Genomic DNA, 22,689 nt, shown 5'->3' with positions numbered 1-22,689 from the left:
GGTCATTTGCCCCGCACCTTCCGTATGTTCCGCTGATGTCCGCTGAGAGTCTCGGAGAAAAGATGCCTTCCGTCCTGCCCGGCCACGTAATAAAAATATTCCGTCTTCTCAGGGCTGAGGGCCGCGAGCCACGATTTTTCCGACGGAATGCAGATGGGGGCCGGCGGAAGCCCCGGGATTTTATAGGTGTTGTAGGGAGAATCGATTTCCAGATCTTTGTAGAGCACACGGGTCAGGTTTCTTCCCTCTTTTTTCCATGCATACACCACTGTGGCGTCGATCTGGAGAGGCATTTTCTTCTTCCTTCTGTTTTCAATGACTCCGGCGATGAGAGGCCTTTCTTCATCCCAGAGGGCCTCTCTTTCTATGAGGGAGGATATGACTGCCATTTCAAGGAGGTATTCCGCCGTTCTCTTTTCCTCGGGGATATGAGAGCCTATTCTGTCCCACCACAGCCGTGCCGCAGACGATACGACCTCTTCCCCGCTGTTTTCAGCGGTGTGGACCGTCTCGGGAAGAAGGAAGGCCAGCCGGCCTTCCGCCTCAGGGGGCAGCAGGGGGGCAATCTCCTTCGGGAACAGGTCATTCCTGGCGAGGATCTTCTCCATGGTCTCCGGGGCAAGAGGGGGGGTGAAAATTCCGGAAAAGGAGAAAACATCCGTGCCCGGAACGATGGTGGAGGACGACACGGAGGGCTCGGCTTTTTCAAGCTGCCTGGCCACTTCCCAGGGAGATCCCCTTCGTATGGAGTACATTCCCGGCTTCAGCCGACGGTCGATGGAAAACCGGGTCATCCACCTCGCCAGGTCGGAAGCGTTTCCTCCCTCCAGGACCCCGGCGGATTCGAACTCCTCAGCCGCCCTCCTGGCGTTCATGCCCTGCCGTACAAGGACGGGGACCGGCTCACCCTCACCGGCGGGCAGATATTCGTGCCACCATTCCGCCGGATAGTAGACTGTCCGGTAGGCGAACCCGAGGGCCCCAGCGGCTGCAAGAGCAAGGAATACAAGGAAAAGTCGTTTTTTCATTCAATCAGCTCCAGGTTGTTCAGTTATGATGATCTGCGACCGCGTGCCGCACGCCACGCATCTTCCGCTTGGGTCAAGGTTGTTCTCGATTATGGAATATTCTCTTCTGGCAAGAAGAAGACCTCCGCAGGAAAGACACCTCGTTTCGCTTCGCTCACCCGTATTGCCGGAATAGACCCAGGGAAGCTCCTTCCGGGCCAGGGTGCAGTACTCCCTCACCATCTCCTTCGACGGGGGCGGTACGGTCCATTTCCTTGCGGGGAAGTATCTGGAGACATGAAGAACAGGCCGGGGTTCCAGGGAAGCGAGCCATTGGACCATGCGGCCGAAGGCCTCCCTGTCGTCGTTTATGCCCGGCACCAGGAGAAAGGTGACCTCCACATGAACACCGCCGGTGATGAGGGTCCGGATCGTGTTTTTTACAGCCTCCAGGTTTCCTCCCAGGACACCGTACGCCTCCGGAGTGAAAGCCTTCAGGTCTATGTTGGCCGCCGAGAGAAAGGGAAGAAGCTCGCCGAGAGGTTCCGGAAGGATCATTCCGTTGCTCACGATCACCGTGGACTTTCCCGCTTCCCGAAGAGCCCGGGAAGCATCGAGAAGAAATTCGAACCACACCAGGGGTTCGTTGTAAGTAAAGGCGACGGCCCTGCTTTCCGTTTTCGCACCCAAGGCTACCACGCCCTCCGGTTCCATTGAGGCGAGAGAAAGAGCCGGATCCCACCCTGCGATACGCCAGTTCTGGCAGAACGGACAGTCCATGGAGCACCCCACCGTTCCCAGGGACAGGATGGCCGTTCCCGGGTTCCAGTGGTAGAGGGGCTTCTTTTCAATCGGGTCCACCGCCGCAGAGGATATTCTCCCGTAATTCAGTGTGATGAGCCCTCTTCCCCGTTCATGCCTTCTTGCACGGCATTTTCCTGTTTCTCCCGGGGCGAGAAGGCAGCAGTGAGGGCATAGAAGACAGCGGATACTCTCCTGTTCCCGTCTCCACCAGAGCGCGGTCCGGAACCCCTTCGTCATGGACGCCCCATCTCCCTGATCCTCCGGACGGAAAATTTCCTGACCGCCGCTGTACGCCAGTCGGCTATCCCCGCCTTGCGGGCGGCAATGGACAGCTGGGTTTCCACGGTATCAACACCATCCAGGTCAGGAAGGAGCACGCCCCTGGCCCCGCCCTTCTCCACGATCACACCGAATTTTTTCGGGTCCAGAAGGGCGGTGTCAGGTACTGCCTCCGGGATGGAGAGTATGTCCACGGATATGGAGATGTCTTCGAGTTCCCTCTGTTCAACTGGAGGGAACCTTGGATCTTCGAAAGCAGCGGAGAGGGAATTTTCAGCAATCTCTTCGGCAAGGCCGGCTTTCCTGGGAAGGATTGTCCCGATGCAGCCCCTGAGATCTCCTTTTTTCTTCAGGCTGACGAAGCAGCCCGCTCTTTCGGCCATTTCGGGCAGGTCGGAAAGGTGCGCCGCTTCTTCTCTCGCCCGTTCCTCCCCTTCAGCAAAGAATGTCTCCAGCACCTTTCTCGCCAGGTCCGGCGCAGCATGGAGCGGAGCGAAGGCTACGGCATACCCTACACCGAACGGGGCTTCGTAGGAAAGAAAACGGACATTCCTTTTCCGGGCAAGCCCCAAAAAAACAAGGGCCGACCGGAGTCCGCATTCACCGGCCTCTTCTATCTCGCCGGCATCCAGCCTGAGAAGCCCGGAAGGGTCGTTCTTCCGGAGCGCTTCCACGACAAGGCTGTCGAAGCGGGCCCCTGCAGGGGAAAAGCCTGCCGGAGCCTCCCTGGTCACCCTGTGGGAAAGATCCCCGCTGGCCACAAGTCCCCATTGATCTTCGCCGGCAAGTGAAGCGAGGAACGTTCCGAGTTCGAAGGCCCCGGAAGGAGAAAGACCTATGGGGTTCGCGAGGATGATTCCCGGCTGCCTTCCTCTGTCTTCTGCAGAGAGGAAGCTCAGGGGAACGAGGGCTCCATGGTCCAGAAGCAGTTTCTTTTTCCTGGAGACAACCGCCGGGAATCTCGGGGAGAGTTCCGCGGCAAGACGAAGGCCCCTGTCCGGGTCTCCGGGAAAAGTGAACTGCGGGGTCGGAGCGCCGAACATGGAGAAATCTCCTCCGTAGCTTTCCGCCACGGAAAAGGTGATTCCTCCTGCAAAAGGGGCATGGGGTGAGAGAATCAGGAGCAGCGAAGGCATTTCCCCTCCCAGGATCCGGCCGAGTTTCTTCATGGCCCCGGCCGATTGCCGGGCCTCCTCTTCCCTTCCCCTTCCCACCTGGGGCACAAGCACCGGAGGATGGGGAGTGAAGCATTCCCATGACCACATACGGTTCACCTCTTTCTACCGAATGAACATGGCGTCTCCGAAGGAAAAAAAACGGTACCTCCGGGAAACCGCCTCTCCGTAGGCCCTCATGGTGAATTCATATCCTGCGAACGCGGCAACCAGCATAAGGAGTGAACTTTTTGGAAGATGGAAGTTCGTTATCAGCCCATCGATAATTTTAAACCTGTACCCCGGATAAATAAACAGCCGGGTCATCCGCTCGCCCGATTCCAGGGAACCGTTCTCTCCGGCCAGGGATTCAAGGGTTCTCGCCACGGTGGTCCCGGCGGCGATCACTTTTCGCCCTCTCCGTTTCGTTTCGAGGATGAGTTTTCTGGTTTCTGCGGGAAGAAAGCAATATTCCTCGTGAATTTTGTGTTCCCTTATGTCCCCGCTTTTTACCGGGCGGAAGGTGCCGAGCCCCACGTGGAGAGTGAGCCAGCCGAGGCGGACGCCTCTTTCCCGCTGAAGTTCCCCGAGCAGCCCGGGGGTGAAATGAAGGCTCGCCGTGGGGGCTGCCGCAGAGCCGTCCGTTCTGGCGAAAACCGTCTGGTAGGACGAACGGGGAGCGGAGGACGAGGTAATGTAGGGCGGAAGAGGGGTTTCCCCGATTCGCTCCAGGAGGGGAAGCACCTCCGTACCGGCCGGAAAGGCCACGTTTCGGACACCTTCCCCGCCCCTGGCTCCGACAAGTATTTCCGTCCCGTCGGCGAGGAAAATCCCCGTCCCCGGAGGATTTTTCCTTCCTGGCTTCACCAGGGCCTCCCACTGCAAAAAGGAGGCGTCCAGTGCCTTGAGAAGCAGTATTTCCACCCTTCCTCCGCCGTTTTTTTTCGAGCCGAAAAGCCGTGCGGGAATCACCCTGGTGTCATTCAGAACAAGGAGGTCGCCTTCATCCAGAAAATCTCCCAGCGACGCGAAGGTGTTGTGGAGAATTTCCTCCCTTTCCCTGGAGAGGACCATGAGGCGGGAGGAGTCTCTCGGTTCGGCCGGGTTCTGGGCGATGAGTTCTTCCGGCAGCAGGTAACCGTACGAAGCGAGGTCGAAAAGGTCCAAAGGGAAGCACCCCGCTACATTTTTCCGAGGGTGACCCCGGGGAAGTAAAACTGGATGATTTTTTTGTGATCCCAGCCCTTCTCGGCAAGGGTTTTCGCCCCCCACTGAGAAAGTCCGACCCCGTGACCCCAGCCTTTGCCGCGGAAGACGAATCCCCCTGAAGGCGATGAGGGAACCGAAGGCTGGGAGGGTGTCTCCGGTCTCCTGGTCCTGAGAGCACGGATAAGGTATCCCTTCCGCTTTTCCGGGTTCAGGAGCATATCCATCAGCTCTTCAGCATTGAAAACCCCCTGCTCGGTGAGGGCTGTGAGCTGCCGTTCCTCGGCGGCAGACATGGGAGTGTTCGACGTGGGGACATCCTTTCCTCCCCCTGCTGCGGGCGGGGGGGTCCGTGAAGGCAGGGGAAGGGGCATGGAAGGGGTGGGGGCCCCTCCCCTGGACGTGATGGTGAAAGATGTGCTCTTGATTACAGTGCTGCCGGCAGCCATCCTGAAGGCATGACTTTTCACCGTCTGGGTGCCCCTGGCTCCAACGGCCACCAGGGTATTGGCCCTGCCGAAAGCATCGGTCTCGCCTATGCGGAGATCCCGGAGAGGTCCCACATCGGCTCCGGCCTGGCGGAGAGCGTCCTCAACCTGGGCGGCGGAAAGATGGACCTCCCACTGGGCGTTCGGCGAGGACGGGGGATAGGGTTCGTTCACACCGCGGAGGTAGGGCATGGAGCCTCCCCAGACGGCGGTCACGTCCGCGGTGGCGCCCCCGCTGTCCGAGTGGAAGGGAGTGAAGGCAAGGTTGCCCCCGTGGAACACCACGATGCCTCTGGTAGCGGAGATTGCCTGGTCCGCCCTTTTGTCCTCGGCGTTGATTCCGCGGTACACCTGGGAAAGGACCGAATCCCGCAGGTCGAACCCGTTCTTTCCGTTGTTCTGCCGCATGCTTCTCAGGGCGTAGGTTCTCGAAACAATGGCCTGGGCCTTCACGGCCTCCATGGGCCAGGCGGGATTGATTTCCATCTTGAGGACTCCCCTCAGGTACTCCTCAAGATCGAGCACATTGACCAGGGTAATCCCCGACCCGGAGGAAATAATCCTGAAGGTTCCCCTGTACCGCCTTCCGTTGAAGGAGAGAGGGGCTTTTCCCGAAATGGTGACGGGAAGCCGGAAAGAGCGGTTCCCTGCCGATACCGTCCCTGCGCCGGCAGCCCGGAATTCGGCGGAGCTTCCAATGGAGTGACGCTTTCCGGCCCCGTCAGCGGCAGTCATGACCGACGCCGAGGAGATCCTGACCGCGGACTGGCCGATGGAAAGTCCCACCGACACCATTCCTGCATCGGCCCGGAAGGACGGAAGAAGGATGAAGAGAAAGATCAGGACAGCAAATGGAACTCGAAGTGTTCGAAGCATGGGGCAACCTCCAGTCGTTCTTCTGTTATTTTATCCACCTGGCAATCAGGTTGAGGATCAGCGTCAGGACGACGCTGACAATGATCATGGTGGTCAGCGGAAAAAAGACTGTGACGTTTTTCTTCGTCACGGCAATGTCTCCGGGAAGCTTCCCGAGCATGGGGAAAATCGTGCCCAGGACGTAGAGAAGGGCCCCTGCGGCAAGGAGAACCGCTCCGGCGGCCATGAGAAGCCTTCCTGTTCCCGACATGGCTTATTCCTCCTCCGAAAACTGAAGCTGCCACTGTTCCTGCTTTTCTGCGGGCGGGTTTTTCCCGAGGTAGAGCCATGCGTTTCTCGTGGCTTTTCTTCCCCTGGGAGTTCTTTCGATAAAACCCTGCTGGATAAGGTACGGTTCGTAAATATCCTCGATCGTCTGGACTTCCTCGTTCAGGGCCGCTCCAAGGGTCGAAAGACCCACCGGCCCGCCGTCGAACAGGTCGACGATGATCCTCAGAATTCTTCGGTCCCCCTCGTCCAGGCCGCTCGAATCGAGTCCGAGCATGTCGAGGGCCGTCACTGCGACAGCGCCGTCCACAGAGACAAGGCCACGGACTTCCGACACGTCCCGCACCCTCCGCAGAAGCCGGAGGGCGATCCTGGGAGTTCCCCGGGATCTCCTGGCAATTTCGGCGGCTGCCTCTTCCCTGAGGGAAATCCCCAGGACTCTTGCTCCCCGGGCCACGATCCCCGCCAGTTCCGTTTCGTCGTAGAGGGAAAGCTGCTCCACGATTCCGAAACGGGCGCGGAGCGGCGAGGTAAGAAGCCCCAGCCGGGTTGTCGCTCCGACGAGGGTAAATTTCGGCAGGGTTAGGCAGATATTGTTCGCGAGGGGTCCCTTGCCGACGATGATGTGCAGCGAAAAATCCTCCATTCCGGGGTAGAGGATTTCTTCCACGTTCGAGGGGAGACGGTGGATCTCGTCGATAAACAGCACATCGTTGGGTTCCAGGTTCGACAAAATGGCCGCAAGGTCACCCGTCTTCTCGAGAGCCGGTCCGGTAGTGACCCGAAGCTGCCCCCCCATCTCCCTCGCGATGATGCTTGCGAGGGTCGTCTTTCCCAGTCCGGGGGGGCCGTAAAACAGGCAGTGGTCCAGGGATTCTCCCCGCTGCCGCGCGGCCTGGATAAAAATGGAAAGCTTCTCCTTGAGTTTTTCCTGCCCCACAAATTCTCCGAGCGACAAGGGCCGGAGGGATGTCTCGTCCTCCCCCGTCCCGTCGGCAGGATCAAGGAAACGCCTTTTTTCCTCCGTCACAGGAAATCACCTCAATTCCGCTTCAGTTCTTTCAGGGCCATGCGGATGAGCTGCTCCGCCGTGGATTCCTCTTCCACTGCCCCCGCATTCTTCAGCTTCCTGAAAACAGCCGCCACATCACCCTGGGAAAATCCGAGGGAGCGAAGGCCTTCCATGGCAAGGTCAAGGCTCCGTCCTTCATGGGACACTCCGTCGAAGGCGGGATCGGCGAACTCTCCAGCGAGATGGCGGTGCATCTCGAAACAGAGCCTTTCTGCAGTCTTCCGGCCGATTCCCGGAATTTTTACGAGAGAATCGACATCCGAAGAAACAATCCAGTTGATCACCCTGTCCGCAGGTGCGGCTTTGAGTATGTTCATGGCCATTTTCCCGCCCACGCCCTTTACCGTGGTGAGCTTCAGGAAGAGCCCCCGCTCCCGCTCGTCGGCGAAACCGAACAGGGAGGGGCCTGTCTCGGCAAACTGGAGGTGGGTCACCAGCAGGGCCTGCTCTCCTTCCCTGCACATGGCGGCCGCTCTCCCGGTGCAGAGAAGCTCAAAGCCGAATCCGGCCACATCGAGAACCACCAGTGCATCGGAAACGGAAACGACCTTACCTGAAAGAAATCGCAGCATGACGTCCTCCTGACGGAGCGGTCCTTTTCTCCTCTGAAAAAAGGAAAAAGCCGGTAACGGCGGCGGCAATGGCATCGGCGGCATCGTCGGGCTTCGGGATGCAGTCCAGGTTCAGGATGCGCTGGACCATTTTCTGCACCTGCTCCTTCGGCGCCGTTCCGTAGCCGCAGACGGCCAGCTTGATCTGGGACGGCTTCGGTTCAAAGACAGGAAGCCTGTACTTCGCGGCCAATAGGAGGGCCACTCCCCTCGCCTGCCAGACATACTCAGCCGTGGTGATGTTTCTGCCGAAAAAGAGCTTTTCCACCGACATAAAATCCGGGGAGCAGCACTCAATCTGCTCCCCGAGTTTTTCATAGATCATATTCAGACGGACAGGGATGGTTTCGCCGGGAGGGGTCTCGATACAGCCGTAGGAAAGGGAGCGAAAAACATGTCCCTCTCGGAGCACCGAAGCAAAACCCATCCTTCCCAGTCCGGGATCAATGCCGATACATTTGAGCAATGGTCTTTCTCTATCCTTCCAGGCTTTCCATAATTACATCGGGAATGTCGAAATTCCCGTAGACATTCTGGGTGTCGTCGTTCTCCTCGAGAAGGTCCATGAGCCGCAGCACCTTTCGTGCCTTCTCCGGGTCGCTGATCTGGACCGTGTTCTTGGGGACCATCTCCGTTTCCGCCCGTTCGATGGAATAGCCGGCCTTTTCCAGGGCTTCCCTTACGTCTGAAAGGGACGCAGGATCGGTGTAGACCGCATAGCCTTCTTCCTGCTGCTCGAGGTCCTCCGCTCCGGCTTCAAGGGCGGCGGTCATAAGGGCTTCCTCGTCGAGATCCTTCCCGCCGACTTCGATGGTTCCCTTCCGCTCGAACATCCAGGCAACGCTGCCGGCCTCGCCGAGGGAACCGCCGTTTCTCGTAAGCAGGGCCCGTATTTCCGAAGCCGCCCGGTTCCTGTTGTCCGTCAGGACTTCGATAAGGATGGCCACTCCGTTCGGGCCGTAGGCTTCGTAGGTGATCTCCTCGTACTGGGCTCCCTCGATTTCTCCCGTGCCTCTCTTGATGCCCCTTATGATGTTGTCATTCGGCACACTCGCCGCCTTTGCCCGGTCAATGGCGGCCTTGAGGCGCATATTCATGGCGGGATCCCCGCCGCCCTCCTTGGCCGCGATGATAACCGCCTTCACGAGTTTCTGGAACAGATTGCCCCGCTTGGCATCCTGTGCCGCTTTTCTGTGCTTGATGTTTGCCCATTTTGAATGTCCGGACAAGAAACTCACCCCTCTATAGATCAAAAGAATCACTGCACTGCTTCATGGAACCGGAGGAAAAAGGCGCTCCTCCTCACCGGAAAAAATCCGGCGGGAGGACTTCACCGCCTGGATATTGTAGCACAGAGAGCCTCCGCTCATAGGGCCGTAAGGGAATAATAGAGATCCTTTCTCCTGACCTGCTCGTGCCCGACCTGAGAAAGAAGATCCCCGGAAAGGCGGAATTCTGCCCCTCCGTTCCCCGCGGGGACCGAAAGCACGTCCCTCCCGTCAGGACCGAAGGCTGCAGGCCGAGCGGAACAATCCGCCAGAATCACGAACATGCGGTTTTCTGCAGCCCGGGTTCTTGCAACGGCTTCGAAGGGAGCCTGACCGCTCTCCCCGGGGAGAAGGAAGGCCAGGAGCAGGTTCGTTCCGGCAAGGGCCAGGCACCGGGCATGTTCCGGAACCATCAGGTCCGGTCCCGTGGCAAGACCGCAGAGAAACCGGCCCAGAGGAAAAAGGGCAAAACCGGACCCGGTCCCTTTTCCGTGCATCCCCCTGTACCTGTGCAATACGTTTCCTCCATCATCCCGGAGAATAACGGCGCCGTCGTCTTCAGGCCCGAGAAAGGCGCAGGCTTCAGGGAAGTCTGACGAAGAAACGGCAGTGCCTCCCCGGGACAGGACAAGGCATGCTTCACCGTTCCGGCCGGCTCCCAGGGCCGGCCCTTTTTGTCCCTTGCCGGGCAGAAGTCTGACGCAGAAAATATTATCCAAAAAGATCCTCCCCCAAACAGGGAATTTCAGTTTATTATACTCCCTGGAGACATGACGAACAGGAGGGGTTTCAATGGATTCGCTCGTTCGATTTGGTGTGGCCGTTCCGGCGTCGCTTCTGTCGGAGTTCGACCTCTACATCAGGGGCAAAGGACTCCAGAACAGGTCCGAGGCCCTGCGGCAGCTCATCAGGGAACGGCTTTCGAGGGAAACGTGGTCCCGGGGGGACGGCATCGTTTTCGGCACGGTGACCATCATGTATGATCATCACATCAAGGATGCCACGGGATCCCTCACTTCCCTGCAGCATGATTTCGGCGAGGCGATCATCTGCACCACCCACGTCCATGTGGACCATGACAACTGCCTGGAATGCATTGTCCTGAAGGGAGACGCACGAACCATCAAAAATTTTGAGGATGCCCTGTCTTCGGTCAGGGGAATCAAAACCATCGACATATCCATTTCCGCCATTTTGTAAAAAAAGGGCAGCCGCCGGCTGCCCTTCATCGTCCCCCTCAGGTCGAACAGGAACCGCCCGAGCATCCTCCGCACTTTCTCCTCGACAGGCTTTCGCCCTCAAGAAGAATCAGCACTTTGCTTCCGCAGGAAGGGCAGCGGAGAGTACGCTCTCCCTCTCCCAGGCGAAACTCCTCTCCGCAGGAGGCGCAGCGGAAAAGCCGCGTGTTTTCCATTCCTCTCACCCCCTTGCCGGAAAAATTACTGATTTCCGATGGTGGCGACCATGACCGCCTTTATGGTATGCATCCTGTTCTCCGCCTCATCGAATACCTTTGAGAAGGGAGCCTCGAACACCTCTTCCGTGACTTCCTGCTCCTTGACCGCGGGAAGGCAGTGAAGGAATATGGTTTCATCCTTTCCCGAGGCCTTCATGAGGTCCATGGAAACCTGGTAGGGTCTCAGGAGGGCTTCCCGTTCCTTCTTCTTTTCCTCTTCGCCCATGGAAACCCAGACGTCGGTGTACACCGCATCGGCTCCCTTCACGGCCTCGAAGGGGTCTTCGAAAACCGTGACCGAGCCGCCGGAGGCAGCGGCTATTGTCCTGCACTGCTCCAGGAGGGCTGCCTCCGGAAAGAGAGAGGCCGGGGAGGCGATCACGTAATGCATTCCCAGCTTCGCGCATCCGATCATCAAGGCGTTGGACATGTTGTTCCGCCCGTCGCCGCAATACACGAGACGCAGTCCCTTCAGGATCCGCCCGAAATTCTCCTGTATGGTGAGGAAGTCGGCGAGGATCTGGGTCGGGTGGTCCACGTCGGTGAGGCCGTTCCAGACGGGAACCCCGGCGTATTCCGCAAGTTCTTCCACCATGGACTGCTTGAAGCCGCGGTATTCTATGCCGTCAAACATCCTTCCGAGGACCCTGGCGGTGTCCTTTACATCTTCCTTCCCGCCGAGGTGGATGTCGTTCTTGCCGAGAAATTCCGGGTGGGCCCCCTCATCGATGCAGGCTACGGTAAAGGCGCAGCGGGTACGGGTGGACGCTTTTTCGAACAGCAGCGCGATGTTCTTGCCCTGAAGGGCATTGCCCCGTATTCCCGCCCTCTTTTTCGCCTTCAGGTCCGCAGCAAGGTCGAGGAGGTAATAAATTTCATCCTTCGAAAAATCCATCAGCGTGAGAAAGCTTTTTCCTTTCAGGTTTACCGGCATTGTACTCTTTCCCCTTTCCCTTTTATCCAGATGTGTTTATCGGTTGTCGTGCTTTTCTTTCAAACGGCAGGCTTCTTCAGCCATCCCGGCAAGCAGTTCCGGCACTCTCTCCAGGGGGACTTCCTTCAAAACAGTCCCCTTCGAAAAAACCACCGCACCCCGGGGAGAACCGGCTATCCCGAAATCGGCGTCCATGGCTTCCCGCGGCCCGTTCACTTCGCAGCCCATCACGGCCACGGTCACCCCGTCAGGCAGACTCTCCAGGCAGGGCGTCACCAGGTCGGCGATCTTTCTGACTTCGATCCTTTTCCGCCCGCAGGTCGGGCACGAAATAAGGCTTCCGCCCCTCTGCCTCAGGTCCATGGCCCTGAGCAGGGAATATCCGGCCCGGACTTCCTCGAGAGGAGACTCGGTGAGGCTGATGCGGATTGTGTTTCCTATCCCCTGTCCGAGAAGCAGGGCCAGCCCCGCAGCGCTTTTCACCAGTCCGTCCCGTCCGTATCCCGATTCGGTGATTCCTATGTGGAAGGGATAGCCCGGATATTTGAGGGCAAGAAGAGAGTTTGCCCGGACCGTTTCATGGACGGAAGTGGACTTGGCGGACAATATTATATCCTCAAACCCTTCCTCCATGAGAATCAGAAGCTGTTCTTCCACCGCCGCGGCGAGGGCGTCAGAACGGACTCCGCCGGCTCTCTCCAGCTGGGCGGAATTCAGTGATCCTCCGTTGGCTCCTATCCGTATGACTGCCTTTTTCTCCTGTGCAGAAGCGACAACCTCCCGGAGACGGGCCCGGGCCATATTTCCCGGGTTGATCCGGATGGACGGCGTTCCCGCCTCCAGGGCTGCCAGGGCAAGAGCGGGATCGAAATGGATGTCCGCCATGAGAGGAACAGGTGATTTTTCGTTCAGCCATGCAAGATCACCTCCGAGATCCGGGGAGGGGAAGGCTGCCCGGATCAGCTCACAGCCGGAGGAGGCAAGGGAACGGCACTGCTCGAGACACTCTTCCCTGGAGGAGAGGGGTATCTTGAGCATGCTCTCCACCCGCACGGGATGGCCGCTTCCTATTGAAAGGCCGGCAATGATGACCGTTCCTGCCATGATCCTACCCCCGGAACAGGCGAAGGAGATCCTGCCACGTGATGTAGAGTATGAGCGTGATCAGGAGGAAAAAGCCGGTCATGTGAATGTAATTCTCGATCTTCGGGGGAAGCCGTCGCCTGAGAACCATTTCCCCTGCGGTGAAGAAGAGCCGTCCCCCGTCCAGGGCGGGAAAGGGAAGAAGGTTTATAAGACCCAGGTTCAGGTTGATGAGCGCCAGGAAGGAAAGAAAAGTCCACAGTCCTTTCCTCGCCGCTTCGCCGGCCATGGAAGCAATCCCCACGGGCCCGGTGACGTCAACCTTCTCGGTTCCGGATACCCACCGTATTATTCCCCTTATCATCTCCACGCTCATATTCACCGTGTACGAAAGGGCGGAGGAAAAGGCTTCCCCGACGGGGAACCGTTTCATGCCGGGACGGATTCCGAAAAGTGGAATTCCCTGCTCCCTGTCCGGAAGGATCACCGCGGATATGGAAATTACCGCCCCCCCCCGGCGGACGGAAAAGAGAACGGAACCTTTGGGGGCTTCCTGCCGGATTTCGGTGGACATGGCCCTCCAGGTCTCCACAGGGGTGCCGTTGACGGAGAGTATCCGGTCCCCCGGCACGATTCCCGCCGCCTGGGCCGGGTACCCTTCCATGACCTCTCCGATGACCGTTTCCTCGAGGTTGACCACACCGTGCCCCGTAAGAAAAACAGCCGTCAGGAGGAGAGCGAGCAGAACATTGGCCACGGAGCCGTTCACGAGAATAAGAAACCTCTTCCAGGCAGCCTTGTCGTAGAAAGCCCTGCCCGGCTCGACGGTCTCTTCATCGTTTTCTTCTTCCATCCCTGCCAGGCGGACGAACCCCCCCACGGGAAATGCCCTGACCGACCACAGGGTGTGCTTCCCCTTTCGCTGGAAGAGTACCGGTCCCATGCCGAAGGCGAACTCGTGCACCTGGACATCGAACAGCCGTGCCGTAATGTAGTGTCCGTATTCATGAACCACGACGCAGATACCTATGACAAAAAGGAAAGACAGCAGACTCGCCATTCAGATCGATCTCCTTGGGGGACGGGAAATTTTCAGCCGCCGGCAAACCGAAGCGGCCAGTCTTCTTCCTTCGTCCAGGATATACAGGGCATCGGCGAGAGAAGCCGGCGCCGGTCCGTTCCATTGTTCAAGAACCGATTCCACCACCGAGGGGATCCCGGTAAAGCCGATCTCACCGGCCAGGAAACGGTCCACAGCCACCTCATCGGCCCCCACCAGGAGGGCCGGGAAAGCCCCTCCCTTACGGGCGGCTTCCTTTGCGAGACGAAGTGAGGGAAAACGCTGTTCGTCGGGCTGATGGAAGGAAATGGTCCTCTCCTGCAAAAGAGGGACCGGGACGGGCGGGAAGGGGCTCCTTTCGGGATAAAACAGGGCTGAAGCGCAGGGAAGGCGCATGTCGGGAGAAGATGCTGAGAAGAGAAATGATCCGTCCCTGAACTCCACGATGCCGTGGACGAAGGAATCAGGGCATATCACGGCGTCTACCCTCTCTGCGGGAAGAGAGAAGAGCGTCATGGCCTCGAGGATCTCGATCCCCTTGTTCATCAGCGTGGCGCTGTCCACGCTGATCTTTGCTCCCATGCTCCACACAGGGTGGCGCACCGCCATGGAAGGCGTCACCACCTCCAGTTCTTCCTGGGAAAAGGTGCGGAAAGGCCCCCCCGATGCCGTGAGGACGATACGCGAAACAGAAGAGGAGTTTCTGCCCGCCAGACATTGCCACACCGCATTGTGTTCGCTGTCAAGAGGCCTGAGCTGTCCTTCCCGTCCGATCAGGGGGAGTACCCACCGCCCCGCGGCCACGATGCTCTCCTTGTTGGCCAGGGATACATCCTTGCCGCTCCTCAGGGCTGCCATGAGGGCGCCGATGGCTCCCGTTCCTGAAGATGCCACGACCACGTGGTCGATGTCGGGGCTTGAAGCTGTCTCCTCCAGGGCTTCAGCACCTTCGAGCACCTTCAGGCTGCCGTCGAAGGATCTTCTGAGGTCCGCCGCCGCTTCAGGGTCGGAAAGCACCACCCGGTCGGCCCGAAATTCCCCGGCCAGCTTCGCGGTTTCCGCATAGGAAGAATGGGCCGCCAGGGCGCGCACTTCAAAAAAATCGGGGAAAGTCCGGCATACGGAAAGAACGGAATTGCCGACGCTTCCGGTACAACCTATGACAAAAAGACGTATTTTCTTCATCGGAGAATGACCCCGAAAAGAACGTAAACCAGGAGACCACTGACAAGGATGCTGTCAAACCGGTCCAGTACGCCGCCGTGGCCGGGAATGACGCTCCCGCTGTCCTTTACTCCGGTTTCCCGCTTGATGACCGACTCCGCAAGGTCGCCGATCTGGCCGGCCACGCCGCAGATAAGGCCGACGAAGAGAAAGGGAAGGGGGGGCGTTTCAAGGATAAACGCCACGGCCACGCCGGCAAGAAGAGCAGCTGAAAGCCCGCCGAGAAATCCTTCCCATGTCTTTTTTGGGCTGACGTTTTCACACAGACGGATCCTGCCCCACTTTGAACCTATAATGTATGCTGCCACGTCGCAGCTCCAGGTACAGAGAAACATGGTGAAAAGGAGAATGGCCCCGGAAGGAAGCCTCCGAAGCAGGATCATGAAGGTCCATGGAATGACGATGTACAGGATGCCCCCCAGGGTGCCTCCCATGTTCCAGATGGCAAAGCTCTCCCCTTTGATCTGCCTCCGCAGTATCTCCACGAAAAGGATGACGAAGGCCGTAATGCTCAGGGTGAGTACCAGTGAGATGGGATGGATGCCTTCAGAAGCCGTGAAAAGAATGAGCACCCCGGCAATGAAGCCGACTCCCCTGGAAACCTTGAATTTTCTTGAAAGCATGCTGTAGAACTCTCCAAGGGAGACAAGGGCGAGAACCGAAACGAGCACCGTCCATGTCATCCCCCCGGCATACAGGGCCCCCAGCACGACAGCCACCACGGCCGCCCCGGCACCTCCCCTGACCAACAGTTCTTTCATTGCTTCATTTGACTGTGCCATATCGTCTCTCCCTGCAGGTAAATTGTGCAATGGCCTTTTCGAGATCACCGGATCCGAAATCAGGCCAGAGGACATCGGTGAAATACAATTCGCTGTAAACGCACTGCCAGAGCCAAAAATTGCTCAACCGCTGCTCTCCGCTCGTCCTGATGATAAGATCCGGAGGAGGAAGGTCGGGGAGATACATCATTCCGTCCAGGTCCTCTTCCGTAACGGGCTGGTTCCCGCCTTTGGCGATCAGTGCGTTCACTCCGTCAATGATTTCCTGCCGCCCCCCGTAATTCAGACAGGCCACAAGAGTGAGCCCCGTATTCATACCGGTCTCCCTCTCAGCCCAGTCCATAAGCTCTACCACGTCGGCAGGCAGGTTGTCCCGCTTTCCTGCAAACCGCAGCCGGACATTCTCCCGCCTGATCTCGTCAACCTTCCGCCTGAGAGAAAAGCGGAAAAGGCTCATGAGCCCCTTGATCTCCATTTCGGGCCGCTTCCAGTTCTCCGTCGAAAAGGCGTACACGGAAAGATGGGTCACCCCAAGGTTCCAGGCGGCCCGGACGGTCCTTTCGAGAGCCTTTACGCCGGCCCGGTGACCGAGAAGGCGGGGAAGAAAACGTTTCTTCGCCCATCGTCCATTGCCGTCCATGATGAGAGCAACATGGAAGGGGGAAGGGACGGGATAGGCCTTCATGGATCCCCCTCCTCCGGCAGCGGGGCTCCCAGTTCACCGAGTTTCTCCCTGACGGCATTGATGTCCCTCCAGGTCAGCTCTTTCGGGCTTCCCTTTTTCCGCGATTCGTTTCTCAGAAGAAAACTTGGATGGAACATGGGAAGCAGAAGGGCTCCCCTCCAGGGAAACCATCTTCCCCGGAGGGCGGTGATCCCCTCGGAAGTTCTCAGAAGCCACTTCGTCGGGGTGTTCCCGAGGCAAACCACGATCCTGGGACGGAGAAGCGCCAGCTGGGCTTCCAGGAAGGGGCTGCACGCCATCATCTCATCCGGGGCGGGCACCCTGTTGTCAGGCGGCCTGCATTTCACCACGTTGGATATGAAAACCTGCTCTCTTCGTATACCCACGGATGCAAGAATCTGGGTCAGCAGGCGCCCCGCTTTTCCGACGAAGGCGACGCCCTGCTCATCCTCTTCAGCTCCGGGTCCTTCCCCGATAAACACAAGGGGAGTCTTCCGGCTGCCCTGCCCGAAGACCGTGTTCTTCCTGGAAGAGCACAGGCCGCACCTGGTGCAGCCTTCAACTTTTTTCCGCAGTTCCGCCCAGGCTTCGTCCCTGTCCGCGCTGCTCTGGAAAAAGGTCACGGCAACACCACCTCCGAAATGCTTATATCAACGCTTCCGATATCCATACCGGTAAAATAGCGCACAGCGGAAGCGATCCGCTTTTGCTGCATTTTTCCCAGCTGCCGGAAATTGAACTTCCCCGGCGTCACGTTGACGGTTATCTCCAAAGAAATTTCATCCTCCGACGAGCGCACGCGAATATCCTTTACCGCGTCAATCTGCGGACTCAGGGACACCACGTGCCGGACCAGGTCTTCTATGGCCGTGGAGTCGATGGTAAGCGCCCCGAAAAAACTGAAGGGCGGCCTCACGATGGTCCGCTCACCGTCTTCCCTGTCCACGCTTTTGAAAAGGCCCCTGAGGTGTCCCACAAGCTTTCCGGCGAAATTTTTCCTCAACTGGGTCCTGGAGACGGGGATGACATGCTGTCCTTTCTCATGGCGTTCTCTCCTGGCGTTGATGATTTCCTCGGGAGAGGCGACTTCGGTTATGTCGATGATGAGTTCGGGGGACGGCAGTTCAAGGGCCCTGGTAATCTTTTCCGCCATGGAAATGGACGTAGCGATAATCATGATCTTGCAGGGAGCGGACTTCTGGAGAAAAGCCCGGACTGCCTTTCTGTGGTTGGGAAACTGGAAGAGCGCTCTCCGTATGGCCCGTACAAGGTTCCGCTCGGATTTGGCGCTCTTTCCGGCCATTATCCTGCCTTTTGAGATCACAAGACCATCGTCGATCAGGAAATCCACTTCATTTTCCTGGGCCACCATCTGCGCCCGCTGGCTCTTCCCCGTGCCGGCAGGCCCGACAAAGGCAATAACGCGGCAGCCTGAGGATACAGGGGATCTTATTTCACGAGCCAATAAAACATCCCCCCGGTTTACCCCGAAAAAAAGGCCGTCTCAGCCACCGAGAACAGGAGAACTTCCCCGGACGTTTTTCTCCGCTCCGCAGCCGTCACCCGAATCTCCCGCCAGAACCCTGACGTCGGCGCCGAGAGCCGTCAGTTTTCTGTCCATTTCCTCGTATCCCCGGAAAATATGGCCCAGATGATACACATAGGTGGAATCCACTGCGGCGAGACCCGCTATGACAAGAGCGGCTCCCGCTCTCAGGTCGGTGGCGACCACGTCCGCTCCCGTAAGGCGGTCCACCCCGGTGATGATGGCTGAGTTGCTCTGAATGTCAATTTTCGCTCCCATTTTGTTCAGCTCGCTGACATGAAGAAACCGGGACTGAAAAACGCTTTCCTGGATCACGCTGGTCCCCTGGGCCAGGCACAGGGCAGCCATGACCTGAGGCTGAAGGTCCGTGGGAAAACCGGGATAGGGAAGCGTTTTGAGGGATACTCCCTTCAATCTGGGAGAAGGATGAATGGTAACTTCGCTTTCCTTCACCGTAAGAGATGCTCCTGCCTCCTCGAGTTTCGCGAGGAGGGAATCGATGTGGTTGGGAATGACTCCGGTCACCGTCACTTCGCCGTTGGTGGCCGCCCCCGCGAGAATGTAAGTGCAGGCCTCGATGCGGTCAGGAATGATCCTCGACTCGGCACTCTGAAGGGCGTCCACTCCCTGGATGCGGATAACCCCGGTTCCATCGGCTTCCACCTGGGCACCCATGGATTTCAGGGCCTCCACAAGGTTGTATATCTCGGGCTCCCGCGCGGTGTTTTCCAGCACCGTCTCTCCCCTGGCGAATACAGCGGCCATCATGAGGTTCTCCGTGGCCCCTACAGACGGGAAATCCAGGTAAATGCGACAGCCTGTCAGTCCGCTGGTATGGGCGTGCACTGCCCCGTGCACAAGCTCTATGGTGGCACCCATCTTCGTCAGCCCCTTCAGGTGAAGGTCGATGGGCCTGCTACCTATGGAACATCCTCCGGGCAGAGGCATGACGGCCTTGCCGCACCGTGCGAGAAGGGGTCCGAGGACAAGGGATGAGGCTCTCATTTTTCTGACAAGGTCCGGAGGAGTTTCCCAGGATATATCCGACGGGGTATGAATTTCCATGTCGTGGTTGCTGAAAGAAACCTCCGCGCCGAGACTCCTGAGCAGGTCGGCCATGGTGTTCACGTCAAGCAGGTTGGGCACCCTGGAAATACGAAGAGTACTGTCCTTTAGAAGAAGAGCGGCGGCCATAACCGGAAGGGAGGCGTTCTTTGCTCCCTGGGCTTCGACAACTCCCCTGAGGGGTTTACCGCCGATAATTTCCATCTTGGATTCCACTGGTCAATTCCTCCCGAAATTTTGGTGGGAAATCATAATTAGCTACTATACCATGATTTTAACGGCCTTCGTAATAACCGAGAATGCTGTCCGCTATCCTCAGCGATGCCGTTCCGTCTCCGAAGGGGTTTTCTCCCCGGTTCAGCAGGCTTTCCCGGAATGCTCCGTCGGTGAGGATCCTCACCGTGGCGTTTCTTATCGTTTCACGGTCCGTTCCCACAAGAAGGGCCGTCCCTGTGTCGAGGGCCTCGGGCCGTTCGGAAAGATCCCGCATTACAAGGACGGGCTTTTTCAGCCCAGACGCTTCTTCCTGCACACCACCGCTGTCGGTGAGGATAAGAGAGCTTCTGTTCATCGCCCATACAAAATCAGGATAATCGAGGGGTTCACACAGGATGACCCTCTTCTCATCTGCAAGAAAACGCTGTATCACATCCCTGACCGATGGGTTCTTGTGGAGGGGAACGAGGATGCGGACACTGCCGGCAGCCTCCAGTATATCCTTCATGGCGAGGCAGATGGATTCCAGGGGGCCTCCCCATGATTCCCTTCTGTGGGCGGTCATCAGTATGACAGGATCGTCACCGGAGATCAGCGGGGCAAGGTCCGGGGACGGCGTGTGTTTTTTCTTCAGGGTCCGGAACAGTGCATCGATGACGGTGTTGCCTGTTACGAACAGGGTCTCCGGAGAAACCGGGAGGTTTTCCCTCCGCAGGTTTTCGGCAGCTCCTTCCGTGGGTGCGAACCAGAGGGTTGAAAGCCTGTCGGTGATGATCCTGTTCGCTTCCTCGGGAAATGGGCGTCTCAAATCGCCGCTCCTGAGTCCTGCTTCGATGTGCCCCACCGGAACATGCCTGTAAAATGCGGCCATGGTGGCGGCCATCGTCGTCGTCGTGTCTCCGTGAACGAGCAGGAGATCCTGGGGAGAGCTGTCCAGAAAGCCGCCCACGCCGAGAAGCACCCGTGATGTGAGCTGATCCAGGGACTGTCTCTCCTCCATTACGGAAAGGTTCACGTCAGCCCTGATCTCGAAAAAGGCCAGGGCCTGGTCGAGCATCCAGGAATGCTGGCCCGTGGCCAGAACAGTAACATCCAGCCCTTTTTCCCGCAGAGCGGAAATTACCGGGGCCATTTTGATGGCCTCAGGTCGGGTTCCAATTACGCACGCTATTTTTTTCGTCATGAATGAAACAGCTCCGTCTTTCATGTTGTTGGCTGTCTTCTCTTCCGGTTTCCGGGGAGAAGACGCATCAGGACAGCCGGGCGGTGAAGAGAAACACCCCTGAACCGACGACAAGACACTGAACAAAGGCAAGAAGGACCACCGTCCAGAAGGGGGTGATCCCCCTGTCAAGGAGACGGTGGTGTATGTGCCCCCTGTCAGGGAGAAAGGGGGATCTTCCTTTCCACACCCTGCGTAATATTGCAAACAGCGTATCCGCCACGGGAACGCCTCCGGCGAGAAGCAGCAGGAAGGGGAGTTCGATTACCCCTACCGCTCCAAGCCCGGGGGCCACGGTGTAGATGAAAAAGCACGAAAAAAGGTAGCCGAGAAGGGTAGTCCCGCCGTCTCCGAGAAAAGTCCTGGCTTTCGGAAAATTCCAGTACAGAACTCCCCCCGCAAGGCAGGCAAGGGAGAGAAAAACCGTAGTGTTTCCGAGGGGTGAGGAGAGGAGGCACGCTGAAATGAACATGAGCAGACAGAGCCCGTTGGCGCCGTCTATAAGGTTATAGGCATTGGTCATTCCCGTTATCCAGAAAAGGCAGACAGCAAGGTGCGCCGGAGGCAGCTGTACAGACACGAGGAAAAGGATCGCCGCCAAAAGGTGTATCCCAAGCCGTACAAGGGGGGCAAGGCTCTTCATGTCGTCCCTGTATCCGCTGAGGAAGACCATGGTGCTCCCCGTGCCGATAAACCTGACGACCGGGTGTTCTCCTGCGGCGAAAAGGCACCAGAGAAGGAACCCGAGCCAGAGGACAATACCTGCCCCCCTGGGAGTAACCGATGTGTGAATCTTGCGCTCCCCGGGATGGTCGACGATGCGGTAGCGATTCGCCAGGCTTATGGAAAGCGGCGTGATACAGAGCCCCCAGAGCAGGAGCAGCGGCGCCGCAACAAAGAAATTCTTCAGCGCGAATTCCACGGGAATGGCCTATTTTGTGCCGAAAAGCCTGTCTCCAGCGTCGCCGAGGCCGGGCACGATATAACCGTGGTCGTTCAGATGACTGTCAAGGGCCGCGGCAAAGATATCCACATCCGGGTGATCTCCGTGCACTTTTGACACCCCTTCAGGTGCTGCGATGATGCACACCAGCGAAACTTTCTTGCCGCCCCGTGCCTTTACCAGGCTTATGGCCGCAGAAGCCGAGCCGCCGGTGGCCAGCATGGGATCGAGAATGAGAATATCCCGCTCGCTGATGTCACCGGGAAGCTTGCAGTAATATTCGACGGGCATCAACGTTTCCGGGTCGCGGTACAGCCCGATGTGCCCCACCTTGGCGTTCGGGACAAGCTGGAGTATGCCGTCCACCATTCCAAGGCCTGCCCTGAGAACGGGAACTATGGCCAGTTTTTTACCCTCCAGGGCGTAGGCGTCAGTAAGGGCGAGGGGGGTCTCGACCTGTATCTTGACCAGGGGAAGATTTCTGGTGATTTCATACACCATGAGCCCCGCAATTTCCTGGACCAGTTCCCGGAATTCCTTCACCGAGGTGTTCTTGTCCCTGATGATGCTGACCTTGTGCTGCACGAGGGGGTGATCGAATATGACCGTTTTGCCCTTGTCGGAAAGACAGCAGCTCGGGCAGATTTTCTGCTCGTAATCGGCGATTTTGCTCAGGCGCCTCGAATGCCGGTCCCCTTCAAATTCCGTGGAAAGCCAGACGTCAAGGATTTCGACCGCCGTTTCGGGGGAAAGAATCCGGGCTCCCAAGGTAAGCACATTGGAATTATTATGCCGCCGGCTCATGCTCGCCGTCTCCACGTCGTGACAATGCGCAGCATACACGCCGGGCATTTTGTTCGCCGCGATGGACATTCCCACACCCGTCCCGCAGAGAAGAACTCCCCGGTCGGCTTTTCTCTGGGCAACCATTTCACCGACCTTCAATGCGATATCCGGATAGTCACAGGGCAGGGAATCCGTATCGGTTCCCATGTCGAGTATTTCTTCGAATCCCTTCTCCCTGAGATGGGCAACAAGGATGCTTTTCAGCGGAAAAGCGGCGTGATCCGAACCTATGGCAATTTTCATGTTAAAATCTCCTCCCCCGTTGAAGATCAAAAAAGCCTGACGCAGGTCAGCAGGACCGGCGGTATATTTTCCATCCGATATAATAACACTTGCCCAATGAAAGGCATATAGAAAAGTCCCCCGGCAGGTGAACAAAAAGCCCCTTTCCCGAATAAGGAAAGGGGCTCTGTTTTGAATGGTTCCGGTCTCCCGACTTCGCCGTTTTTTCCGAGAAAACAAGGATTTTGAAAAAAGGAATGCAGTGTTCATGGGGGTTTAGAAAATCAGGAAGCCGGAAATTGAAATGTAGTGCCTAGCGTTTTTGCCCTATTGACAGATTGCCTTTCTCCGGATATACTTCTTTTATGTATAT

At 57.9% G+C, this 22,689-nt stretch carries 25 protein-coding genes; 1 reads left to right on the top strand and 24 read right to left on the bottom strand.

Annotated features, from left to right (window positions below; genetic code table 11):
- Positions 1-2 precede the first annotated feature (2 nt).
- From mltG to C8D99_RS13185, 11 genes are all read right to left on the bottom strand, one after another.
- On the bottom strand, positions 3-1,028 hold the full coding sequence (gene mltG, locus C8D99_RS13235) for an endolytic transglycosylase MltG (RefSeq protein ID WP_133958979.1): 1,026 nt from the start codon (positions 1,026-1,028) through the stop codon (positions 3-5).
- Positions 1,029-2,048, bottom strand: a complete 1,020-nt coding sequence (amrS, locus tag C8D99_RS13230; protein WP_133958978.1) for an AmmeMemoRadiSam system radical SAM enzyme — start codon at positions 2,046-2,048, stop codon at positions 1,029-1,031.
- On the bottom strand, positions 2,045-3,355 hold the full coding sequence (gene amrA, locus C8D99_RS13225; RefSeq protein WP_133958977.1) for an AmmeMemoRadiSam system protein A: 1,311 nt from the start codon (positions 3,353-3,355) through the stop codon (positions 2,045-2,047). Before amrA ends, amrS begins: the two co-directional genes overlap by 4 nt.
- 15 nt (positions 3,356-3,370) lie before the next feature.
- Positions 3,371-4,411: a tRNA preQ1(34) S-adenosylmethionine ribosyltransferase-isomerase QueA gene (gene queA / locus C8D99_RS13220; protein ID WP_133958976.1), complete on the bottom strand. Its 1,041-nt coding sequence runs from the start codon at positions 4,409-4,411 to the stop codon at positions 3,371-3,373.
- A 14-nt stretch (positions 4,412-4,425) separates the two neighbouring features.
- The gene (locus C8D99_RS13215; protein ID WP_133958975.1) at positions 4,426-5,814 is read right to left on the bottom strand and encodes a SpoIID/LytB domain-containing protein; all 1,389 of its coding nucleotides are present in this window, start codon (positions 5,812-5,814) and stop codon (positions 4,426-4,428) included.
- Between the two features lie 25 nt (positions 5,815-5,839).
- Positions 5,840-6,064, bottom strand: a complete 225-nt coding sequence (locus C8D99_RS13210; protein WP_133958974.1) for a DUF2905 domain-containing protein — start codon at positions 6,062-6,064, stop codon at positions 5,840-5,842.
- A gap of 3 nt (positions 6,065-6,067) precedes the next feature.
- Positions 6,068-7,111, bottom strand: coding sequence for a Holliday junction branch migration DNA helicase RuvB (ruvB, locus tag C8D99_RS13205; protein ID WP_133958973.1), 1,044 nt, complete (start codon positions 7,109-7,111; stop codon positions 6,068-6,070).
- An 11-nt stretch (positions 7,112-7,122) separates the two neighbouring features.
- Positions 7,123-7,725 carry a Holliday junction branch migration protein RuvA gene (gene ruvA / locus C8D99_RS13200; protein ID WP_166670190.1) on the bottom strand — a complete coding sequence of 201 codons (603 nt, stop codon included), beginning with the start codon at positions 7,723-7,725 and terminating at the stop codon, positions 7,123-7,125.
- Complete coding sequence (gene ruvC / locus C8D99_RS13195) at positions 7,703-8,230, bottom strand: crossover junction endodeoxyribonuclease RuvC (RefSeq protein ID WP_274542688.1); 528 nt, start codon at positions 8,228-8,230, stop codon at positions 7,703-7,705. Before ruvC ends, ruvA begins: the two co-directional genes overlap by 23 nt.
- A gap of 10 nt (positions 8,231-8,240) precedes the next feature.
- Entirely contained in the window at positions 8,241-8,993 is a 753-nt protein-coding gene (locus tag C8D99_RS13190; RefSeq protein ID WP_133958971.1) for a YebC/PmpR family DNA-binding transcriptional regulator, read from the bottom strand.
- 137 nt (positions 8,994-9,130) lie between these two features.
- Positions 9,131-9,751, bottom strand: a complete 621-nt coding sequence (locus C8D99_RS13185) for a carbon-nitrogen hydrolase family protein (protein ID WP_133958970.1) — start codon at positions 9,749-9,751, stop codon at positions 9,131-9,133.
- Positions 9,752-9,824: 73 nt separating this feature from the next.
- Here C8D99_RS13185 and nikR point away from each other — a divergent pair, with 73 nt between their 5' ends.
- A complete protein-coding gene (gene nikR, locus C8D99_RS13180) occupies positions 9,825-10,232 on the top strand; it encodes a nickel-responsive transcriptional regulator NikR (protein ID WP_133958969.1) in 408 nt (135 codons plus the stop codon).
- A gap of 37 nt (positions 10,233-10,269) precedes the next feature.
- Here nikR and C8D99_RS13175 read toward each other — a convergent pair whose 3' ends face one another.
- The 13 genes from C8D99_RS13175 to upp all read right to left on the bottom strand — a co-directional run bounded on the left by C8D99_RS13175 (position 10,270) and on the right by upp (position 22,337).
- On the bottom strand, positions 10,270-10,446 hold the full coding sequence (locus tag C8D99_RS13175) for a TFIIB-type zinc ribbon-containing protein (RefSeq protein ID WP_133958968.1): 177 nt from the start codon (positions 10,444-10,446) through the stop codon (positions 10,270-10,272).
- Positions 10,447-10,471: 25 nt separating this feature from the next.
- Positions 10,472-11,422: an ornithine carbamoyltransferase gene (argF, locus tag C8D99_RS13170; RefSeq protein ID WP_133958967.1), complete on the bottom strand. Its 951-nt coding sequence runs from the start codon at positions 11,420-11,422 to the stop codon at positions 10,472-10,474.
- A 36-nt stretch (positions 11,423-11,458) separates the two neighbouring features.
- Positions 11,459-12,526: a (E)-4-hydroxy-3-methylbut-2-enyl-diphosphate synthase gene (gene ispG / locus C8D99_RS13165; protein ID WP_133958966.1), complete on the bottom strand. Its 1,068-nt coding sequence runs from the start codon at positions 12,524-12,526 to the stop codon at positions 11,459-11,461.
- Between the two features lie 4 nt (positions 12,527-12,530).
- Positions 12,531-13,565, bottom strand: coding sequence for an RIP metalloprotease RseP (gene rseP / locus C8D99_RS13160; protein ID WP_133958965.1), 1,035 nt, complete (start codon positions 13,563-13,565; stop codon positions 12,531-12,533).
- Positions 13,566-14,750: a 1-deoxy-D-xylulose-5-phosphate reductoisomerase gene (gene dxr, locus C8D99_RS13155; protein ID WP_133958964.1), complete on the bottom strand. Its 1,185-nt coding sequence runs from the start codon at positions 14,748-14,750 to the stop codon at positions 13,566-13,568.
- A complete protein-coding gene (locus C8D99_RS13150) occupies positions 14,747-15,550 on the bottom strand; it encodes a phosphatidate cytidylyltransferase (RefSeq protein ID WP_243833947.1) in 804 nt (267 codons plus the stop codon). The genes dxr and C8D99_RS13150 overlap by 4 nt, the downstream gene beginning before the upstream one ends.
- A gap of 4 nt (positions 15,551-15,554) precedes the next feature.
- Complete coding sequence (uppS, locus tag C8D99_RS13145) at positions 15,555-16,256, bottom strand: polyprenyl diphosphate synthase (protein ID WP_133958962.1); 702 nt, start codon at positions 16,254-16,256, stop codon at positions 15,555-15,557.
- The gene (locus tag C8D99_RS13140) at positions 16,253-16,879 is read right to left on the bottom strand and encodes a uracil-DNA glycosylase (protein WP_133958961.1); all 627 of its coding nucleotides are present in this window, start codon (positions 16,877-16,879) and stop codon (positions 16,253-16,255) included. The genes uppS and C8D99_RS13140 overlap by 4 nt, the downstream gene beginning before the upstream one ends.
- Positions 16,876-17,628: an Asp23/Gls24 family envelope stress response protein gene (locus C8D99_RS13135; protein WP_243833946.1), complete on the bottom strand. Its 753-nt coding sequence runs from the start codon at positions 17,626-17,628 to the stop codon at positions 16,876-16,878. Before C8D99_RS13135 ends, C8D99_RS13140 begins: the two co-directional genes overlap by 4 nt.
- A 132-nt stretch (positions 17,629-17,760) precedes the next feature.
- Complete coding sequence (gene murA / locus C8D99_RS13130) at positions 17,761-19,083, bottom strand: UDP-N-acetylglucosamine 1-carboxyvinyltransferase (RefSeq protein ID WP_243833944.1); 1,323 nt, start codon at positions 19,081-19,083, stop codon at positions 17,761-17,763.
- A 58-nt stretch (positions 19,084-19,141) separates the two neighbouring features.
- Positions 19,142-20,266, bottom strand: coding sequence for a non-hydrolyzing UDP-N-acetylglucosamine 2-epimerase (wecB, locus tag C8D99_RS13125; protein ID WP_133958960.1), 1,125 nt, complete (start codon positions 20,264-20,266; stop codon positions 19,142-19,144).
- Between the two features lie 67 nt (positions 20,267-20,333).
- On the bottom strand, positions 20,334-21,227 hold the full coding sequence (locus C8D99_RS13120; RefSeq protein ID WP_243833943.1) for a glycosyltransferase family 4 protein: 894 nt from the start codon (positions 21,225-21,227) through the stop codon (positions 20,334-20,336).
- Between the two features lie 9 nt (positions 21,228-21,236).
- Positions 21,237-22,337, bottom strand: coding sequence for a uracil phosphoribosyltransferase (gene upp, locus C8D99_RS13115; protein WP_133958959.1), 1,101 nt, complete (start codon positions 22,335-22,337; stop codon positions 21,237-21,239).
- Positions 22,338-22,689: the final 352 nt, after the last annotated feature.

The sequence above is a fragment of the Aminivibrio pyruvatiphilus genome (genome assembly GCF_004366815.1).
Lineage (GTDB): Bacteria > Synergistota > Synergistia > Synergistales > Aminobacteriaceae > Aminivibrio > Aminivibrio pyruvatiphilus.
This window is presented reverse-complemented; position numbering and strand designations above follow the sequence as displayed.

Excerpts from the sequence above, each read along its gene's own strand:
- amrA (WP_133958977.1), bottom strand. The coding sequence starts at position 3,355 with ATGTGGTCATGGGAATGCTTCACTCCCCATCCTCCGGTGCTTGTGCCC.
- C8D99_RS13135 (WP_243833946.1), bottom strand. The coding sequence starts at position 17,628 with ATGGTGGCCCAGGAAAATGAAGTGGATTTCCTGATCGACGATGGTCTT.
- C8D99_RS13210 (WP_133958974.1), bottom strand. The coding sequence starts at position 6,064 with ATGTCGGGAACAGGAAGGCTTCTCATGGCCGCCGGAGCGGTTCTCCTT.
- C8D99_RS13215 (WP_133958975.1), bottom strand. The coding sequence starts at position 5,814 with ATGCTTCGAACACTTCGAGTTCCATTTGCTGTCCTGATCTTTCTCTTC.
- argF (WP_133958967.1), bottom strand. The coding sequence starts at position 11,422 with ATGCCGGTAAACCTGAAAGGAAAAAGCTTTCTCACGCTGATGGATTTT.
- C8D99_RS13175 (WP_133958968.1), bottom strand. The coding sequence starts at position 10,446 with ATGGAAAACACGCGGCTTTTCCGCTGCGCCTCCTGCGGAGAGGAGTTT.
- upp (WP_133958959.1), bottom strand. The coding sequence starts at position 22,337 with ATGAAAATTGCCATAGGTTCGGATCACGCCGCTTTTCCGCTGAAAAGC.
- amrS (WP_133958978.1), bottom strand. The coding sequence starts at position 2,048 with ATGACGAAGGGGTTCCGGACCGCGCTCTGGTGGAGACGGGAACAGGAG.
- ruvA (WP_166670190.1), bottom strand. The coding sequence starts at position 7,725 with ATGCTGCGATTTCTTTCAGGTAAGGTCGTTTCCGTTTCCGATGCACTG.
- rseP (WP_133958965.1), bottom strand. The coding sequence starts at position 13,565 with ATGGCGAGTCTGCTGTCTTTCCTTTTTGTCATAGGTATCTGCGTCGTG.
- nikR (WP_133958969.1), top strand. The coding sequence starts at position 9,825 with ATGGATTCGCTCGTTCGATTTGGTGTGGCCGTTCCGGCGTCGCTTCTG.
- wecB (WP_133958960.1), bottom strand. The coding sequence starts at position 20,266 with ATGACGAAAAAAATAGCGTGCGTAATTGGAACCCGACCTGAGGCCATC.
- ispG (WP_133958966.1), bottom strand. The coding sequence starts at position 12,526 with ATGGCAGGAACGGTCATCATTGCCGGCCTTTCAATAGGAAGCGGCCAT.
- dxr (WP_133958964.1), bottom strand. The coding sequence starts at position 14,750 with ATGAAGAAAATACGTCTTTTTGTCATAGGTTGTACCGGAAGCGTCGGC.
- C8D99_RS13150 (WP_243833947.1), bottom strand. The coding sequence starts at position 15,550 with ATGAAAGAACTGTTGGTCAGGGGAGGTGCCGGGGCGGCCGTGGTGGCT.
- uppS (WP_133958962.1), bottom strand. The coding sequence starts at position 16,256 with ATGAAGGCCTATCCCGTCCCTTCCCCCTTCCATGTTGCTCTCATCATG.
- mltG (WP_133958979.1), bottom strand. The coding sequence starts at position 1,028 with ATGAAAAAACGACTTTTCCTTGTATTCCTTGCTCTTGCAGCCGCTGGG.